General features: G+C 74.0%; 14 protein-coding genes. 10 read left to right on the top strand and 4 right to left on the bottom strand.

Annotated elements, in window-relative coordinates:
- The first annotated feature begins 4 nt into the window (after window positions 1–4).
- The 5 genes from B4E97_RS15045 to B4E97_RS15025 are packed head-to-tail and all read left to right on the top strand — an operon-like array spanning window position 5 to window position 5,010.
- Entirely contained in the window at window positions 5–1,123 is a 1,119-nt protein-coding gene (locus B4E97_RS15045; RefSeq protein WP_286960522.1) for an energy-coupling factor transporter transmembrane component T, read from the top strand.
- Window positions 1,120–2,817 carry an ABC transporter ATP-binding protein gene (locus tag B4E97_RS15040; protein WP_286960520.1) on the top strand — a complete coding sequence of 566 codons (1,698 nt, stop codon included), beginning with the start codon at window positions 1,120–1,122 and terminating at the stop codon, window positions 2,815–2,817. Before B4E97_RS15045 ends, B4E97_RS15040 begins: the two co-directional genes overlap by 4 nt.
- Window positions 2,814–3,638, top strand: a complete 825-nt coding sequence (locus B4E97_RS15035) for an ECF transporter S component (RefSeq protein WP_029209937.1) — start codon at window positions 2,814–2,816, stop codon at window positions 3,636–3,638. Before B4E97_RS15040 ends, B4E97_RS15035 begins: the two co-directional genes overlap by 4 nt.
- Complete coding sequence (locus tag B4E97_RS15030; RefSeq protein ID WP_286960517.1) at window positions 3,635–4,198, top strand: bifunctional adenosylcobinamide kinase/adenosylcobinamide-phosphate guanylyltransferase; 564 nt, start codon at window positions 3,635–3,637, stop codon at window positions 4,196–4,198. The genes B4E97_RS15035 and B4E97_RS15030 overlap by 4 nt, the downstream gene beginning before the upstream one ends.
- Entirely contained in the window at window positions 4,195–5,010 is an 816-nt protein-coding gene (locus tag B4E97_RS15025; RefSeq protein ID WP_239263333.1) for an adenosylcobinamide-GDP ribazoletransferase, read from the top strand. The genes B4E97_RS15030 and B4E97_RS15025 overlap by 4 nt, the downstream gene beginning before the upstream one ends.
- 98 nt (window positions 5,011–5,108) lie before the next feature.
- On the opposite strand, the gene B4E97_RS15020 is transcribed toward B4E97_RS15025, so the two are convergent.
- Both B4E97_RS15020 and gcvT read right to left on the bottom strand, forming a co-directional pair.
- Window positions 5,109–6,011 carry a DMT family transporter gene (locus B4E97_RS15020; protein WP_029209934.1) on the bottom strand — a complete coding sequence of 301 codons (903 nt, stop codon included), beginning with the start codon at window positions 6,009–6,011 and terminating at the stop codon, window positions 5,109–5,111.
- Window positions 6,012–6,135: 124 nt separating this feature from the next.
- Window positions 6,136–7,254 carry a glycine cleavage system aminomethyltransferase GcvT gene (gene gcvT, locus B4E97_RS15015; RefSeq protein ID WP_019284720.1) on the bottom strand — a complete coding sequence of 373 codons (1,119 nt, stop codon included), beginning with the start codon at window positions 7,252–7,254 and terminating at the stop codon, window positions 6,136–6,138.
- A gap of 157 nt (window positions 7,255–7,411) precedes the next feature.
- Here gcvT and B4E97_RS15010 point away from each other — a divergent pair, with 157 nt between their 5' ends.
- From B4E97_RS15010 to B4E97_RS14990, 5 genes are all read left to right on the top strand, one after another.
- Window positions 7,412–8,914: a leucyl aminopeptidase gene (locus B4E97_RS15010; protein ID WP_029209933.1), complete on the top strand. Its 1,503-nt coding sequence runs from the start codon at window positions 7,412–7,414 to the stop codon at window positions 8,912–8,914.
- Window positions 8,915–9,127: 213 nt separating this feature from the next.
- On the top strand, window positions 9,128–10,291 hold the full coding sequence (locus tag B4E97_RS15005) for a putative zinc-binding metallopeptidase (RefSeq protein ID WP_286960514.1): 1,164 nt from the start codon (window positions 9,128–9,130) through the stop codon (window positions 10,289–10,291).
- 154 nt (window positions 10,292–10,445) lie between these two features.
- On the top strand, window positions 10,446–11,822 hold the full coding sequence (gene lpdA, locus B4E97_RS15000; RefSeq protein WP_019284718.1) for a dihydrolipoyl dehydrogenase: 1,377 nt from the start codon (window positions 10,446–10,448) through the stop codon (window positions 11,820–11,822).
- Window positions 11,823–11,883: 61 nt separating this feature from the next.
- Entirely contained in the window at window positions 11,884–13,749 is a 1,866-nt protein-coding gene (gene sucB / locus B4E97_RS14995) for a 2-oxoglutarate dehydrogenase, E2 component, dihydrolipoamide succinyltransferase (protein ID WP_286960511.1), read from the top strand.
- An 81-nt stretch (window positions 13,750–13,830) separates the two neighbouring features.
- Window positions 13,831–14,748, top strand: a complete 918-nt coding sequence (locus tag B4E97_RS14990; protein WP_286960510.1) for a TIGR01777 family oxidoreductase — start codon at window positions 13,831–13,833, stop codon at window positions 14,746–14,748.
- 128 nt (window positions 14,749–14,876) lie between these two features.
- Here B4E97_RS14990 and B4E97_RS14985 read toward each other — a convergent pair whose 3' ends face one another.
- Together B4E97_RS14985 and B4E97_RS14980 are read right to left on the bottom strand one after the other, a co-directional pair.
- Window positions 14,877–15,245, bottom strand: a complete 369-nt coding sequence (locus B4E97_RS14985; RefSeq protein ID WP_286960509.1) for a hypothetical protein — start codon at window positions 15,243–15,245, stop codon at window positions 14,877–14,879.
- A gap of 86 nt (window positions 15,246–15,331) precedes the next feature.
- Window positions 15,332–17,077 (bottom strand): serine/threonine protein kinase, encoded by a 1,746-nt coding sequence (locus B4E97_RS14980; RefSeq protein ID WP_286960507.1) that lies wholly within the window; start codon window positions 17,075–17,077, stop codon window positions 15,332–15,334.
- Window positions 17,078–17,144 lie beyond the last annotated feature (67 nt).

The following is a 17,144-nucleotide window of genomic DNA, read 5'->3' as shown; positions in this document are numbered from 1 at the left end:
ACGCGTGCCGCGACGGGTCCATCCCGTCGCGTGGTGGCTGTGGGCCGCCGGGCTCGCCACGGCCGCCTCCCGCACGGACAACCCGTTGCTCCTGCTCGCCGTCGTCGCGGTCGCCGTGCTCGTGGTGGCGCTGCGCGAGGACCCGCACGCCGACGCGCCCCTGACGATGTTCCTCGTGCTCGGGCTCGTCGCCATCGGGCTGCGGGTCGGCCTGTCGATCGTCCTCGGCGGCGGGGTCACCGGGCAGGTCGTGCTCGTCACCCTGCCCGAGGTCCCGCTCCCGGAGGCGGCGGGCAGCCTCCGGCTGGGCGGCCCCGTCACGCTCGAGGGCGTGCTGGCGGCCCTCTGGCAGGGGCTGCAGCTCGCCGCGATGCTGGCCGCGATCGGCGCCGCCAACGCCCTGGCCTCCCCGCGGCGCCTGCTGCGCTACGTCCCGGCCACCCTCTACGACGTCGGCACCGCCGTCGTGGTCGCGTTGTCCTTCGCCCCGCGGATGGTCGTGGACGCCCGTGCCGTCCGCACCGCCCGTCGCCTGCGCGGCCATGACGGACGCGGGCCCCGCGAGCTGGCCCGCACGATGGTGCCCGTGCTCGAGGCGGCCTTCGACCGCTCCCTGGACCTGGCGGCCTCGATGGAGGCCCGCGGCTACGGCCGCCACACCCGGGCGGGCGGCACCCCTCGCTGGTCCGGCGTCGTCACCGTCGTCGGGCTGATCGGCCTGGTCGCCGGCCTCTACGGCCTCCTCGACGGGTCGGCGGCGTCCGCCTTCGGCTGGCCGCTGCTCGTCCTCGGCGTCCTGGTCAGCGCGGGGGCCCTGCTCCTCGGCTCCCGCCACGACACCCGGACCCGTTACCGCCGCGACCCCTGGGGATGGCCCGAGTGGGGCGTGACGCTGGCGGGCGCCATACCGGCCCTGACCCTGATCACCCTGGCGACGCGGCAGGTGCCGGGCCTCACGATGCCCACCGTCCCGCTCACCGCCCCACCCCTGGTCGTCCCGGCGCTCGTCGCGGTCGCGTGCGCCGCTCTGGCCGCCGTCGCCGCGCCTCCCCTGCCGCGGACCGAGGCTCCCGCAGCCCGGCCCGGGCAGCCCGAGCGCCCGCGGCAGGAGGTGGCGGCGTGATCAGCGTCGAGGGCTGGACCGTGACCTACGACGGCGCGAGCCGCCCGGCGCTGCGCGACGCCGACCTGCACGTCGACGAGGGCGAGCTGGTGCTGGTCGTCGGCGAGACCGGATCCGGCAAGTCCACCCTGCTGCGCAGCCTCGACGGGCTGGTCCCGCACTTCAGCGGCGGCACCGTCTCCGGGCGGGTGCAGGTCGCCGGTCGGGACACCCGCACCCACCGGCCCCGCGACCTGGCCGACATCGTCGGGATGGTCGTGCAGGACCCCGCCGCATCGTTCGTCACGGACACGGTGGAGGACGAGCTGGCCTACGGCATGGAGGCGATCGGCCTGTCCCCCACCGCGATGCGCCGCCGCGTGGAGGAGACGCTCGACCTGCTCGGCCTCGCCGACCTGCGCCACCGGGGTCTGCGGACCCTGTCCGGTGGACAGCAGCAGCGGGTCGCCATCGGTGCCGTGCTGGCGGCGGGCCCCCGCGTCCTCGTCCTCGACGAACCCACCTCCGCCCTCGACCCCGTCGCCGCCGAGGACGTCCTGTCGTCGGTGACCCGGCTGGTCCACGACCTCGGCATGACCGTGGTGGTCGCCGAGCACCGCCTGGAGCGCGTCGTGCACCACGCCGACGGCATCGTGCTCGTCGAGGGGTCCGCGTGCTCGGACGTGCTGGCTCCCGCGGCGGCGATGGGCCGATCTGTCGTGCACCCACCCGTCGTCGGGCTCGGACGGGCCCTGGGCTGGTCGCCGCTGCCGCTGTCGGTGCGCGACGCCCGCCGGGCCGTGCGTCCGCTGCGCGACCGTCTCGAGGCCGCGGCCCGACAGACCGCGCCGGCCCGACTGATCAAGGCCGGGCGACCGGCCACCGCAGCAGCACGGTCTGCGGTCGGCCACCGGACCCCCGGCGAGCCCCTCGTCGCCGTCGACGGCCTCGCGGTCGTGCGGGACGGCCGACCGGTCCTCGCCGGCGTCGACCTCGACGCGCACGCCGGTCAGGTGCTGGCCCTCATGGGCCGCAACGGCGTCGGCAAGTCCACCCTGCTCCGGGTGCTCACCGGCACCCTCCGTCCGTCCCGGGGGCGCGTCCGGGTCGACGGCCTGGACCCCGCGGGCGCTCGGGCCCGCGAGCTGGTGCGGCACGTCGGGCTGGTCCCCCAGGACGCCGGCACGCTGCTGCACGCCGACACCGTGGCGCGGGAGTGCCGCGAGGCCGACACCGACTTCGGCGCCGTGCCGGGGACCTGCCGGGCCCTGCTGTCCCGCCTGCTGGGGCCGAGCGAGCCCGCCGACCTCGACGACCGCCACCCCCGTGACCTGTCCGAGGGCCAACGACTGCTGCTGGCGCTCGCCGTGGTCCTCACCGGCGCGCCCCCCGTGGTCCTGCTCGACGAGCCGACCCGGGGGCTCGACTACACCGCCAAGGCCCGGCTCGTCGCGGTCCTGGACCAGCTGGCCGCCGAGGGCAACGCCGTCGTCCTCGCGACGCACGACGTCGAGCTCGCTGCTGACGTCGCGGACCGCGTCGTGCTGCTGGCCGAGGGCGAGGTCGTGGCCGACGGCCCCGCCGACGAGGTGCTCTCGGCCTCCACCGCGTTCGCCCCGCAGGTGGCCAAGGTCCTGCACCCGCTGTCGGTGCTCACGGTCCCGGCGGCCACGGACCTGGCGACCCGCGCGGGCGTCATACGGGGGCGCTCGTGAACCTCCGGCTGCGCCCCACCTCGGCCCTCACGCTGCTGCTCGTCAGCGTGGTGTGCGCCGCGGCCTTCCTGTGGCCGTTCGTCACGAGCTCCCCCGAGGTGCTCGCGCACGCCCATGACGCGCCCTGGGTCTTTGCGGCCCTCCTCGGCCTGCTCGCGCTCGTCTGCCTGGCCGAGGTCACCGCCGACGGCCTCGACGCCAAGACGGTCGCCGTGATGGGCGTGCTGTGCGCCGCCGGGGGTGGGTTGCGGGTCCTGTCCGCGGGGACGGCCGGGCTGGAGCCCATGTTCTTCCTGCTGGTCATGGCCGGCGCGGTGCTCGGCCCGGCCCCCGGCTTCGTGGTCGGCGCGCTCGCCCTGCTCACCGGGGGCCTGCTCACGGGCAACATCGGTCCGTGGGTGCCGTTCCAGATGATCACGGCCGGCTGGGTCGCGCTCGGTGCCGGGCTGCTCCCCACCGCCCGCCTCGGACGGTGGGGTCGGCGGAGCCTGCTCGCGGTCTACGGCCTGGTGGCGGGGCTGGGTTACGGCGTGGTCATGAACCTCTGGTTCTGGCCCTTCCTCGCCACCACCATGGCCCCCGAGGGCGCCGGCTTCGTGCCCGGCGGGGACCTCGCGACCAACGTGGCGCACTACGCCACGTTCTACGTCCTCACCTCGCTCGGCTGGGACCTGCCCCGGGGCATCCTGACCGCCGTGCTCGTGTGGTGGGCCGGGCCTGCCATCGACCGCGTGCTGCGGCGGGCGGTGCGCCGGGCGCGCTTCGACGCGTCGCCCACCTTCGTCGACAAGGACGTCCCCATCCCGCAGGAGGCAGCATGATCACCCTCGTCACCGGCGGGGTCCGGTCCGGCAAGAGCCGGTATGCCGAGAGCCTCGTCCCCGCCTCGCGGCCCGTCGCCTACGTGGCGCCCGGCCTCGTGCCCGTCGACGGCGACGCTGAGTGGGCCCGCCGGGTCGCCGCGCACCGCGAGCACCGCCCTGCCTGCTGGACCACGGTCGAGTCGGCCGACCTCGCCGCAGTGGTGGCCGGGGCGAGCACCCCGCTGCTGATCGACTGCCTCGGCACCTGGGTGACCCGGCTCGTCGACGACGCGCAGGCGTGGGACGACCCGGTGGCGGCCGCCGAGGCCGTCGGTCTGGCGCGTGAGTCGCTCGTCGGTGCTCTTGCCAGAGCCCGCGCCGACGCCCGCGCCGGGGTCGACGTCGTCCTCGTCACCAACGAGGTCGGGTGGGGCGTCGTGCCCGAGCACGCCTCGGGCCGGATGTTCCGCGACGAGCTGGGGCGGGTCAATGCCGCTGTGTCCGCGATCGCGGACCGGGTGGTGCTCGTGGTGGCCGGGCGCGTGCTCGACCTGTCGGCGGCGCCGGTGGTCCCGTGAGCGGGGCGACCGGCGGCACGGGGGCTCCCGCGAGCGGGACGTGGACGGACGGGGTGCGCCTGGCCTGGGGGATGCTCTCCGCGGTGCCCGTGCCCCCACCACGCCGCGTGGACCGCCCCGTGGCCGGCGTCGCCATGCTCGTCGCGCCGCTCGCCACGCTCCCCCTGCTCGCGTCGTGGGTCGGGTGGGCGCTCGTGGCGCGCTGGGCGGACGCCCCGAGCCTCGTCACCGGGGGCGTCGCCGTGGCGCTGCTCGTGCTCCTCACCAGGGCCATGCACCAGGACGGGCTGGCGGACTACGCGGACGGGCTGTCGTCGAGCTATGACCGCGAGCGCGCCCTGGCGGTCATGAAGACCGGCGACGTCGGCCCGTCCGGTGCCACCGCCATCGCGCTCTGCCTGCTCCTGCAGGCCGCGAGCCTCGGAGCGCTCGCCGCGACCTGGCACGGCATCGCGCTCGGCGCCGTCGCCCTGGTCGTCAGTCGGCACGTCCTTGCGTGGGGGTGCCTGCGCGGGGTGCCGAGCGCGCGCCCGGGCGGCCTCGGCGACATGGTGGCCGGCAGCGTCGCACGGTGGCAGGCCGGGGCGGCGCTGGCGGTCCTGTCGGCGCTGGCCGTCCTGGCGTCCTGGACCTCGGGTCCCGCCTCGGCCTGGTGGCACGGACCTGCTTGCGTCGCAGCGGGACTCGTGGGCTGCTGGCTCGTGGTGGAGCGGGCCGTGCGCCGCCTCGGCGGCATCACGGGCGACGTCCTCGGCGCCGCGATCGAGGTGTCGCTCACCCTCGCGCTGGTGCTGGCCGCCATCCTGGTCTGAGACCGGTGGAGGATCGCGCCAGGTCAGGCCCGTGGAGGTAAGGCCGCCATATGTCAGGCCGTCGCGTGTCAGGCCGGCGATGGTCAGCCCGGCGGTGGTCAGCCCGGTGCGGCCGATCCCTCGCGCGCCTCGATCTCGGGCTCCTGCTCGGCGTGCGCCAGGACGGCGACGGCAGCCCCCGCCAGCACCGTGGCAGCACCCAGCCACTGCCAGCCGGTCATCGCCGCTCCCAGCAGGACCGCCGAGCCCACGACCGAGATGATCGGCTCGACCGTCGACACGATGGACGCCTGGGTCGCGCCCACCGCCGCCACCCCCGCGAAGAAGGTCGCGATCGCGAGCGCCCCGCCGACGAGGCCCACCCCGGCCACCGCCCAGGGGGACCGCATGGCCAACGCCGGGGCGAAGGTGCCCGTGGCAGCGGTCGCGACGACGATGAACCCGGTCGCGAGGGTGCACACCCAGGCGCTCGCCAGCAGCGGGGGGACGGTCGCGCCGAGGTGGTCGGTGAGCAGCACGTAGGCCGTGTAGCACAGCGCCGTCGCCACCCCTGCCAGCACGCCGGAGAGGCTGCCCGCGCCGGTCACCCGGCCGAGGGCGAGCCCGATCCCCGCGAAGGACAGCACGAGCGACAGGACCACGCCGCGCGACGGCACGACGCGTGCCGCCAGGGCCGTGACCAGCGCCACCAGGCAGGGGTAGAGGTAGAGGAGCAGTGCCGCCAGCCCCGCCGAGATCTGCTGCACCGCATAGAAGTAGGTCGCGGCCTGCAGGACGTACGCGAACCCCGCCACGCCCAGGCCCGCCAGCGCGCGACGTGGGAGCGGCCGCACCAGCCCCCGGCCCACGCACAGCCCCCACAGCACGAGCGCGGCCACCGCGAAGCGGTAGAAGAGCACCGTGGGGACGTCGACGCCCGCGCGATAGGCCGCCGTCGCGAGCAACGGGTTGATCCCGAAGCCGACGGCGGAGGTCAGGACGAGCAGGTATCCGCGCAGCACGCCGCTCACGCTAGCGACCCACGGTGCGTGTCCGGCGATCCGTCCGGCCGACGCTCCTGGCGGCGACGTGCGACGAGGGCCTCTCGCCATACGGCAAGAGGCCCTCGCAGGTGACGTATGGCGATCAGCTCGCGGCGCCGCCCTGGACGAACGGCGGCTTGGTGACGGTGGCCGCCACCTCGCGGCCGCGCACGTCGACGACGACCTCGTCGCCCTCCTTGGCGCCCCGGTCGAGCAGGCACAGCGCGATGCCCTGCTTGAGGGTCGGCGACATCGTGCCGGAGGTGACCACACCGATCACTGCGTCGTCCTCGCCGCCCGCACTTCTGATCACGCAGTCCTTGCGCGGGATCCCCTTGCCGGTGACCAGCAGCCCCCAGGACAACCGGCAGTCCTTGGCGGCCTTCTGCTCCGCGAGGACCTCCTTGCCCCAGAACGACTCCTTGCCCCAGCCGACCGCCCAGCCGGCCCGCGCCATGTTGGGGGTGATGTCCATGGACAGCTCGTGGCCGTGCAGGGCGTACCCCATCTCGGTGCGCAGGGTGTCGCGGGCACCCAGCCCGCACGGCAGACCGTCGAAGGGCTCCATGGCCTCGACGAGGGCGTCCCAGACGGCAGGGGTGTTGTCCCACGTCGGGAGCAGCTCGTAGCCCTTCTCGCCGGTGTAGCCGGTGCGGCACACGATCACCGGACGACCGTTCCACTGCGCCTCGGCGAAGGACATGTACTCCAGGTCGGTCGGCAGGCCGAGCGCCTTGACCACGTCCTCGGACCGGGGTCCCTGGACGGCGATGACGCCGTACTCCTCGTGCAGGTTGGTCAGCTCGAGACCCTCGGGGAGCTTCTCCCGCATGCGGCGCACGACCTCGGTCGTGTTGGCGGCGTTGGGGATGAGAAAGACCTCGTCGTCGCTCTTGACGTACTGGATGAGGTCGTCGACGACCCCGCCGCTCTCCTCGTCGCAGCACATCGTGTACTGCGCCTTGGGCGGCTCGACCTTGCGCAGGTCGTTGGTGAAGCAGGCGTTGCAGAAGTCGGCGGCGCCCGTGCCGACGACCCTGGCCTTGCCGAGGTGCGAGACGTCGAAGATCCCGACGCGCTCCCGGACCGCGGTGTGCTCGCGGATCACGCCGCCACCGGGGTACTCGATGGGCATCTGCCACCCGCCGAAGTCGGCCATCTTGGCGCCGAGCGCGACGTGCTTCTCGTGGAGGGGGGACTTCTTCAGTGAAGTTTCCGTCATGGGGCCGACACTACAAGGGGCGGTGGGCGTCCACCGCGCCGGGAGGCTAGGTTGTCGGGAAGGCCTCCCTCGGGCCGGTCCTGTCCTGTCCTTCCCTGCCATCCGCACCACCGACCCCGCACGTCTCGTGCACCGTCCATCCCCCACAGGAGCTGTCGTGACCTCGCTCACCGTCACCGCGCGCTCCGCCGCAGACCTCGCCGTCGACGTCCTCGTCCTCGGTGCCTTCAGCGGCGACGCGTCACCCGTCCTCCCGTCCGGCCTCTCCGAGGCTGCGACGTCCTACCTCGCGGGCGCCCTGCCCACGCTCGGGTTCACCGGCGCCCCCGACTCGACGGTCGTCCTGCCCGCCGTGCCCGGGGTCAAGGCCCCGCGCGTCGTGGTCGCCGGTCTCGGCGCCGAGCCAGCCAAGAAGAAGCTCGTCGACGAGGCCGCCCTGCGCCGCGCCGCCGCCACCGCCACCCGCGCCGTCAAGGACGCCGGCACCGTCGCCGTCGCCTTCCCGGGCAGCTCGGCGACGGCCGTGGGCGCCGTGGCCGAAGGAGCCGCCCTGGGCGCCTACCGCTTCACGGCGCAGCGCGGCACCTCGAGCGCACCGACCGTCATCGAGACCATCACCGTCGTGGCCGACCGCGGACGCGACTCCGCCGTCAAGGCCGCCGTCAAGCGGGCCGCGGCGGTCGCCGAGGCCGTCGGCTACGCCCGTGACCTGGTCAACACGGCCCCCAACCTCCTCTACCCGCAGACCTTCGTCGACAGCGTCCGCGAGCGCACCACCGGGTCCAAGGTCAAGATCAAGGTGCTCGACGAGAAGGCCCTGGCCAAGGGCGGGTTCGGCGGCATCGTCGGGGTGGGCCAGGGCTCGGCGCACGCGCCGCGGCTCGTGTCCCTGTCCTACAAGCCGGCCAAGGCCAAGCACCACCTGGCGCTGGTCGGCAAGGGCATGACCTTCGACTCCGGTGGCCTGGACATCAAGCCCGCCAACAACATGGCCAACATGAAGTCCGACATGGCCGGTGCCGCCGCGGTCGCCGGCGCGGTCCTCGCGATCGCCGAGCTGGGTCTGCCGATCCAGGTCACCGGGTGGCTCGGGCTGGCCGAGAACATGCCCTCGGGCACCGCGCAGCGCGCCTCGGACGTCGTGACCATGCGCAACGGCATGACCGTCGAGATCCTCAACACCGACGCCGAGGGGCGCATGGTGCTCGGCGACGCCATGTGCGCCGCCGGCGAGGAGGGCCCCGACACGATCGTCGACATCGCGACCCTCACCGGCGCCCAGGTCGTGGCCCTCGGGCACGAGGTGGCCGCCGTCATGGGCAACGACGACGACTTCCGCACCCGCGTGTGCAGCGCCGGCGACGACATGGGTGAGGACCTGTGGCCGATGCCCCTGCCCCCGGCATACCGCAAGGCCCTGGACACCGAGGTCGCGGACATCGCGCACAAGGCGGGCCCGGCCGGCGGCATGCTCACCGCCGGACTGTTCCTCAAGGAGTTCGTCCCCGAGGTCGGCGGTGACCGCATCCCGTGGGCCCACGTGGACATCGCCGGACCGTCCTTCAACGAGCAGGCTCCTCGGGGCGTCGCCCCCAAGGGCGGCACGGGCTTCGGGGTCGCCACCCTGGTCCGTCTCGCCGAGGTGCTGAGCGCCGACTGACGCTCACGCGCCCCGTCACCCGGATGGACGGCGCCCGGTCACGCTGGTGACGGGCGCCGTCCCTCTGCGCGATAGTGCTCGGCAGGACGGATGCCGACCTGCTGCGACGCGGTGCCAAGGGGCGCCGGGCTGCGGTGAGATGCGTCTGTGCCCCACCGCTCCGACCAGCCACGACGCGCCTCGCAGCCGCGCCCTGCAGGTCGGCTGCGCGCGGTGGCGACGACCGGGGCCGTCGCAGCCCTCGCCCTGGTGCTGACCGTGGTCCTGCCTGTCGTCCTGCCTGCCGTGGCGCGCGACGCGTCCGGCCTCCGCACCCTCGCCGGGGGTCTGCTGCCGGAGCTGGTCCAGGCCCGAGCCGACGGCCGGCGCGCGCCGCAGGCCGTGCTCCGCTCGCGCACCGACATCCCGCGCGAGGTGCCGGTCGTGCCGACCGTGGCGGCGCCGAAGCACGTGGACCCGGGCAGCGCCGCCACTCCCGAGGACGTGCGGGGCGCCACCAGGCTGACCTGGCCGCTGCCGGCGTCCTGCACCGACGTGTCCTCGCGGGCGAGGGGTGCGCGGCCGCCTCGCCTCCCCGCGCGGACGGGTTACAGCACCGACCCCGCCAGCCTCGGCAAGGGCGCCAGGCTGCAGCGCGTCTACGCCGTTCGCGACGGACGCCTCAGCCCCCTCGACGGCCTCGGCCCGGCCGATCGTTGCGACCGGTGGCGGTGGGAGGTCCTGCGGTCCGGCATACCCGCGGCCCATCTCGTCGCCCTGGACCAGGTCGTGCTCTACGACTACCCGCCCGAGGTGCTCCAGGACCCCTCCCGCGAGGGAGGGATCCGCACAGGCTTCTTCGAGCCCAACCCGAGCGACCCGACGCGCTACCGGCTGGCGTTCGCCACCGGCCTCGGAGCGCAGGAGCAGCTCCTCACCATGGCGCACGAGGTCGGGCACGTGGTCAGCCTCTACCCGGACCGGACCCGCCCCTCCCGCGACCCCCGGTGCCCCTGGGTGATCGACAACGCCGGCACCTGCGCGGCAGCCGGCACCCCGCTCGTGGCGTTCTACGCCGGCACCTACTCGGCCGAGCAGCGCAGCCGCATCTCCAGGCTGTATGCCGACCACCGTCAGCCCTCCGCGGACGAGCTGCAGGCCTTCCACGCCACCGGCCCGGAGTCCTTCGTGTCTGCCTACGCGGCGACGCACCCCACCGAGGACTTCGCCGAGAGCTACGCCTACTGGTGCCTCCACGGCACGTCACGTGACGCCCCCGTGGAGGGTGCGTCCACCGCGGGGCTGGCCAAGCGCGCGTTCTTCGACGCCGAGGCGCGGGACGGTCGCCTGGACGCGAGGGTCTGCGGGCCCTGGCGTGCCCTGGCGTCGCGTGGCTGAGCGTCGGCCTCGACGTCGGCCTCGGCCTCGGGAGTCGCGACTCCGCTTGCGCCCTGGAGACGCGTGGGTGAGAGGATGACGGCGGCTGCGGCGGCGTCACGAGCGCCTCGAGGCCATCCCGACCAACGACGGCCGAGACGCAAGGGAGCGCACCATGGCTGACCAGCAGCAGGACACCTACGACATCGTCATCCTCGGAGGGGGCAGCGGGGGCTACGCCTGCGCGCTGCGCGCCGCGGAGCTGGGCCTGTCCGTGGCCCTGGTCGAGAGGTCCAAGCTGGGCGGCACCTGCCTGCACCTCGGCTGCATCCCCACCAAGGCCCTGCTCCACGCGGCCGAGGTGGCCGACAGCGCCCGCGAGAGCGCTCAGTTCGGGGTGCGGGCGACGTTCGAGTCGATCGACCTGCCCGCCGTCCACGCCTACAAGGACGGCGTGGTCAACCGCCTCCACAAGGGTCTCCAGGGCCTGGTCAAGGCGGCCGGCCTGACGTATGTCGAGGGCACCGGACGGGTCGTCGCGGCGGACGCGGTCGAGGTCGACGGACGGCGCCTGACCGGCCGCAACCTCGTGCTCGCGACGGGGTCCTACGCCAAGACGCTGCCCGGGCTCGAGATCGGGGGGCGGGTCATGACCAGCGAGCAGGCGCTGCGGCTCGACGAGGTGCCCGCCCGCACCATCGTGCTGGGTGGAGGCGTCATCGGCGTCGAGCTCGCCTCGGCGCTGCGCAGCTTCGGCTCCGAGGTGACGATCGTGGAGGCGCTCCCCCGGCTCGTCGCGGCCGAGGACCCGGCGATCTCCAAGCAGCTGGAGCGATCCTTCCGCAAGCGCAAGATCGCGGTCCGCACCGGCGCCCGCTTCGAGTCCGCGACGCAGGACGACGCCCAGGTGACCGTGACGCTCGAGGGTGGCGACCAGCTGGAGGCAGAGCTGCTGCTCGTGGCCGTCGGCCGGGGCCCCGTCACCGACGGCCTCGGCTACGAGCAGATCGGCGTGGCGACGGACCGCGGCTACGTGCTGGCCGAGGACTGCCGCACGTCCGTCGAGGGCGTCTGGGCCGTCGGCGACATCGTGCCCGGGCTGCAGCTGGCGCACCGCGGGTTCGCCCAGGGCATCTACGTCGCCGAGGCCATCGCCGGGCTCGAGCCGGCGCGCATCGACGAGCGGGGCATCCCCCGCGTCACCTACTGCGACCCCGAGATCGCGTCGGTGGGCTACACCCAGGAGCAGGCCGAGGAGGCCTTCGGGGAGGTCGAGGCCTACGAGTACAACCTCGGCGGCAACGGTAGGTCCCAGATCCTCGGGACGCAGGGCTTCGTCAAGCTCGTCCGACGCAAGGACGGGCCGGTCGTCGGACTGCACATGATCGGCGCCCGCATGGGCGAGCAGGTCGGCGAGGCCCAGCTGATCTACGGCTGGGAGGCACTGCCCGAGGACGTGGCCTCGCTGGTCCACGCCCACCCCACCCAGAACGAGGCGCTCGGGGAGGCTCACCTCGCTCTCGCGGGCAAGCCGCTCCACGCGCACTCCTAGCGCCTTGTCGCAGTAGGGTGGCTCTCGAACGTCAACGGCTCACCGAAGGAGAACCTCACACATGTCTGAACGCGTGACGATGCCCGCACTTGGCGAGTCGGTGACCGAGGGCACCGTGACCCGCTGGCTCAAGTCCGTGGGTGACTCGGTCGAGGTTGACGAGCCCTTGCTCGAGGTCTCGACCGACAAGGTCGACACCGAGATCCCCTCCCCCGCCGCGGGCACCCTCCAGGAGATCCTGGTGGAGGAGGACGAGACGGTCGAGGTCGGTGCAGACCTCGCCGTGATCGGTGACGGCGACGCCCCCGCCAAGGACGACTCCGGCGACGAGGACCAGTCCGCCGCCGAGGAGGCCAAGGACTCCGAGTCCTCGCAGCCCGAGACGGAGGAGACGGTCGAGGAGACCACCCAGGCCGCTCCCTCCACCGAGCAGGAGGAGCCGGCCGACGAGAGCGACTCCGGCGACACGTCGGGCTCCGGCTCCGGCGGCTCGTCCGGCGGATCCGTCTCCGGGGGCGACAAGGTCACCATGCCGGCGCTCGGCGAGTCCGTCACCGAGGGCACTATCACCCGGTGGCTCAAGGCCGAGGGCGACGACGTCGAGGTCGACGAGCCGCTCCTCGAGGTGTCCACCGACAAGGTCGACACCGAGATCCCCTCTCCGTTCGCGGGCAAGCTCACCAAGATCCTCGTCCAGGAGGACGAGACCGCCGAGGTCGGCGCCGAGCTGGCGATCGTCGGTGGCGAGGCCTCCGGCGGCGACTCCTCTGACGGGGATGGCTCCGAGGGCCAGTCGCCCAAGGAGGACGCCCCCAAGGAGGAGGCTCCCAAGGAGGAGGCTCCCAAGGAGGAGGCGAAGGCCGAGGAGAAGCCCAAGGAGCAGCCGAAGCAGGACGCCCCCCAGCAGCAGTCGTCCGAGCCCAAGGCCGCGGCGCCTCGCGCCGAGTCCCAGGGTGACGCCGACGCCTCGGCATACGTGACCCCGCTGGTCCGCAAGCTCGCCGCCGACAACGGCGTCGACCTGTCCAGCCTCAAGGGCACGGGCGTGGGTGGCCGCATCCGCAAGCAGGACGTCCTCGACGCCGCCAAGGAGGCCTCCGAGCCGGAGGCTGCCCCCGCCGCGGCCGCCACGCCGGCAGCAGCCCCGGCCCCCGCGGCCGGTGGTGGCGCTCCGACCGCCGTGCCGACCGCCGACCCCGCGTCGGCCGCCAAGCGTGGCACCACGGAGAAGATGCCGCGCCTGCGCAAGGTCATCGCCCAGCGCATGGTCGAGTCCCTGTCCGTCTCGGCGCAGCTCACGGCCGCCATCGAGGTGGACATGACCCGCGTCGTGTCCCTGCGGGCCCGCGCCAAGGGTGAGTTCCAGCAGCGCGAGGGCGTCAAGCTCACCTACCTGCCGTTCATCACGCTGGCCGCGATCGAGGCCCTCAAGGCCTTCCCGCAGCTCAACTCCAGCATCGACGGCGACAGCCTCGTCTACCACGGCGCCGAGCACGTGGGCATCGCGGTCGACACCGAGCGCGGCCTGCTCGTGCCGGTGATCAAGGACGCCGGTGACCTCAACATCGCCGGGCTGTCCCGCAAGATCGCCGACCTGGCCGACCGCACCCGCACCAACAAGGTGGGGCCGGACGAGCTGGGTGGCGCGACCTTCACGATCACCAACATCGGCAGCAACGGCTCGCTGCTCGACACGCCGATCATCAACCAGCCCAACGTCGGCATCCTCGGCACGGGCGCCATCGTCAAGCGGCCCGCCGTCGTCACCGACGCCGAGGGCAACGACGCGATCGCGATCCGCTCGATGATGTACCTCGTGCTCACCTACGACCACCGCGCAGTCGACGGTGCGCTCGCCGGCAAGTTCCTCTCGGCGCTCAAGGCGCGCCTGGAGGAGGGCCGGTTCGAGTCCTCGCTCGGGCTCTGACCCATCCGGTCTGCCGGCCGTGATCACCACCGGTGGTCACGGCCCGCAGCCATCTCTGCACCTGACACCTGGAGGCACCCCGTGGCACGACGAATCCTGGTCAGCGGCGCCAGCGGCCTGATCGGCACCGAGCTGCGCACCGCCCTGGTGGCCCGGGGCGACCAGGTGATCCGGCTGGTGCGCCGCCCGCCGTCGAGCGCCGACGAGATCCGATGGGACCCGACCGCCGGGCACATCGACCTCGACGGGGTCGAGCCCCTCGACGCCGTGGTCAACCTGTCGGGTGCACCGGTGGCCCGGCGCTGGACCTCGCGCTACAAGCGGGAGCTCCTCACCAGCCGCACGAGCACAACGCGGACGCTCGTGCGGCACCTCGACCGTCTCGGCGACCAGGTGCCGCTCATCAACGCCTCCGCGGTCGGGATCTATGGCAGCGACCGCGGCGAGGAGGAGCTGACCGAGGCGAGCGCCCCGGGCCACACGTTCCTGGCCGAGGTCGTCAAGGCCTGGGAGCTCGAGGCCTGCGCGGCGCAGACGAACGGTCGTCGGGTCACGCTCGCCCGCACCGGTCTGGTCCTGTCGGCCGAGGGCGGTGCCCTCGGCCCGCTCCTCCCCCTGGCTCGCCTCGGGCTCGGGGGACCCATCGGCAGCGGGCGCCAGTGGTGGCCGTGGATCTCGATGGAGGACGAGGTGCGGGCGCTCCTGCACCTGATCGACACCGGGGTCCATGGTCCGGTCAACCTCGTCGCCCCGGGCAGCGCCCGGCAGGGCGAGATCGCGATGGCCCTGGCTCGTGCCCTCGGCCGTCCTGCGTTCGTCCCCGCGCCCGCGACGGCCTTGCGGCTCGCGCTGGGCGAGCTGGCCGACGACATCCTCGGCAGCCAGCTGATCCGACCAGGGGTGCTCGAGCAGACCGGCTTCGTATGGCGCCACGCCCGGGTCGAGGATGCCGTGCGCCAGGTGGCGAGTCCCTGGCACGACCTCACGGTCCGCGCCTGACCCAGGCGCCTCAGGCTCTGCCCTCAGCCCTCAGCCCTCAGCCCTCAGCCCTCAGCCCTCAGCCCTCAGCCCTCAGCCCTCTACCCTCTGCCCTCTGCCCTCTGCCCTCAGCCCTCAGCCCTCAGCCCTCAGCCTCGAGCGTGACTGCCGACCCCGCTGCGACGCCCGACGATCGAGGCGATCGCCGCCACGGCGGACAACCCGACGCCCGTGCCGAGGGCCATGAGGATCGCGCCCACGGCGTAGAGCCCCGTCTCGTCGGCCCGCGCCCACAGGGTCCAGGCGACCGTGAGGCCGACCGCCATGGGCAGGGCGACCTCCACGACGGCCGGGACCGGACCGAGGCGCCAGGCCCCCAGCGCGGTCGCCGCGACCGCCGTGCTCCCGCAGGCGGCCGCCTGCCAGGCGGGATAGGTGCCGTCGAACCCCCAGGACAGCCAGATCGCCCAGACCAGGGCTCCCACGGCCAGGAACAGCAGTGCGCGTGCGACTCTCATGATCTCCCCCGACGGTCGTTGGTCCCGACGTCTCCACCGTAGGCCCGTGCCCTTGAGCTAGCCGTAAGCCCGCAAGGCTCACGGGTTCACCGGCCCACGACGGCGGGTGCCTCGGCGATGCCGTCGAGCCGCCAGCCCTCCCTCGTCCAGCGCAGGTGGTAGTCCGCGGCAGTAGCCGCATGACCTGACGCCGTCCGCGTCGGCGACCCGGGCTCGGTCCAGGTGTAGTCGTCCAGCCGGACGGAGGCCCGCACGGTCGCCGCTCCCCCGTCGATGCGGACGGTTCGTGCCTGCTCCACGACGAACCGGACGCCCCGCTGCGTCTGGCCCCGTCGTCGCAGCTCCGCGACGGCCGTCTCGTCGTTCCGGCGGGCCCACGACCCGTCGGCGTCGGCCGATCGGAGCGCCCCGACGTCACGGGCCATGAGCGCTGAGGCGCGCGCATCGAGAAGGTCCTGGAGCACGGCCCGGGGGTCGGTCGAGACGGCCCCCGATGGCCCGGACGCCCGCGAGGAGGCGCCCCCGGCGGGGGGTGCGGCCGACGTGCCCGCCAACGGGCTGGCGGTCGACTTGCTCGCGGTCGACTGGCTCGCGATCGCCGGGCTGGTGGGCGCCGGGCCAGTGCTGCCGGGGCGCGTGGTGGGGCCCGAGGTCGCGGGAGCCGTGGTGACGGGGTCCGAGCGGCCAGGTGCAGCGGCGGCTTGGGCGGGACGGGCAGGTGTGGAGGCTGACGCAGGGGTGCCCGACGGGCGTTGCGTCGCAGCCGCGACGGGGCGAGATGCGGCGGCCGCGTGCGCGTCTCGTCGGTCCAGCCACCAGCGACCGCCGAGGACGCCGAGCACCAACCCGACCGCGATCGACAGGGCCAGCGCTCGTCGGGAGAGCAGTCGCGGCCGTGCTGCCTTGCGTCGGGCCTCCTCGAGGTGCGCGGCTCGCACCCTGGCACGGGTGAGGGCCCGCTCCTGCTCGGCGGCCTGCTCCCGAACCCGCCGGGTGACGTCCTCGGGGCGGTCGACCGGGCTGACCTCCACCGGGGACGACACGAGCGCGGTCAGGGACTCGACCAGCTCCGCCACCTCTGGTCGGTCACCTGGGCGTGGGGACAGGCAGGCCCGCACGACGTCCAGCAGCCCGGCGGGCGTGCCGGGGACCCGGGCATCGAGCTCGCGCGGGTCCGTGGCCGCGGGGCGGGCCTCACCGACGAGGGCGTACCACGCGAGGGCGCCCAGCGAGTACACGTCGGAGGACGGCGCAGGCTCGCCACCGGCCACGATGTCCGGTGCGACGAATCCGGTCGTCCCCCACGGATCGTCGACCGCCTCGTCGAAGGCGCTGAGGGTCCCGAGGTCGCCCACGAGCGGCTTCCCGGTCGCGTCGAGCAGCACGTTGCCGGGTGACAGGTCGCCGTGGACCAGGCGGGCGGCGTGCAGGTCTCGGATCGTCGTGGCGAGACCCAGCAGCACCGCCGTCACCTCCGCGGGGGTGAGGTGGCCGCGTGAACGGACAAGGTCGGACAGGGAGCCGCCCTCCGCCAGCGTCAGCACCACGACGATCCGCTGGTCCTCCAGGACCATCGCGTCGAGGAGCTCGACGACGCCGGGATGGTGGACCTGCCTCAGCCACTCCAGCTCGGCCAGGACGCTCTCCGCGTCCCGCGGTGCCGTCGACCACCCCTTGACCTGCCAGGGGTCGTCGGGTCGCAGGGGCTCGCGCGACACCTTGAGCGCGACCGCACGTCCGTCGGAGAGGCGTTCGCCGCGCCACACCACGCTCGCGGCGCCGCCCCCGAGGACGCCCTGGACGTCATACCCGGGAACTGCGGGCCTGGCCATGGGAGCCCTCCTGCCTGCCACGAAGAGGTCCGTCCCCCTCGACCCACACCTTGCCTCCTCCCGGACG

Source organism: Arsenicicoccus sp. UBA7492, from assembly GCF_002479615.1.
Taxonomy (GTDB): Bacteria; Actinomycetota; Actinomycetes; order Actinomycetales; family Dermatophilaceae; genus Arsenicicoccus; species Arsenicicoccus bolidensis.
The sequence above is the reverse complement of the archived record's forward strand: the minus strand, read 5'-3'. Positions and strand labels throughout refer to the sequence as shown.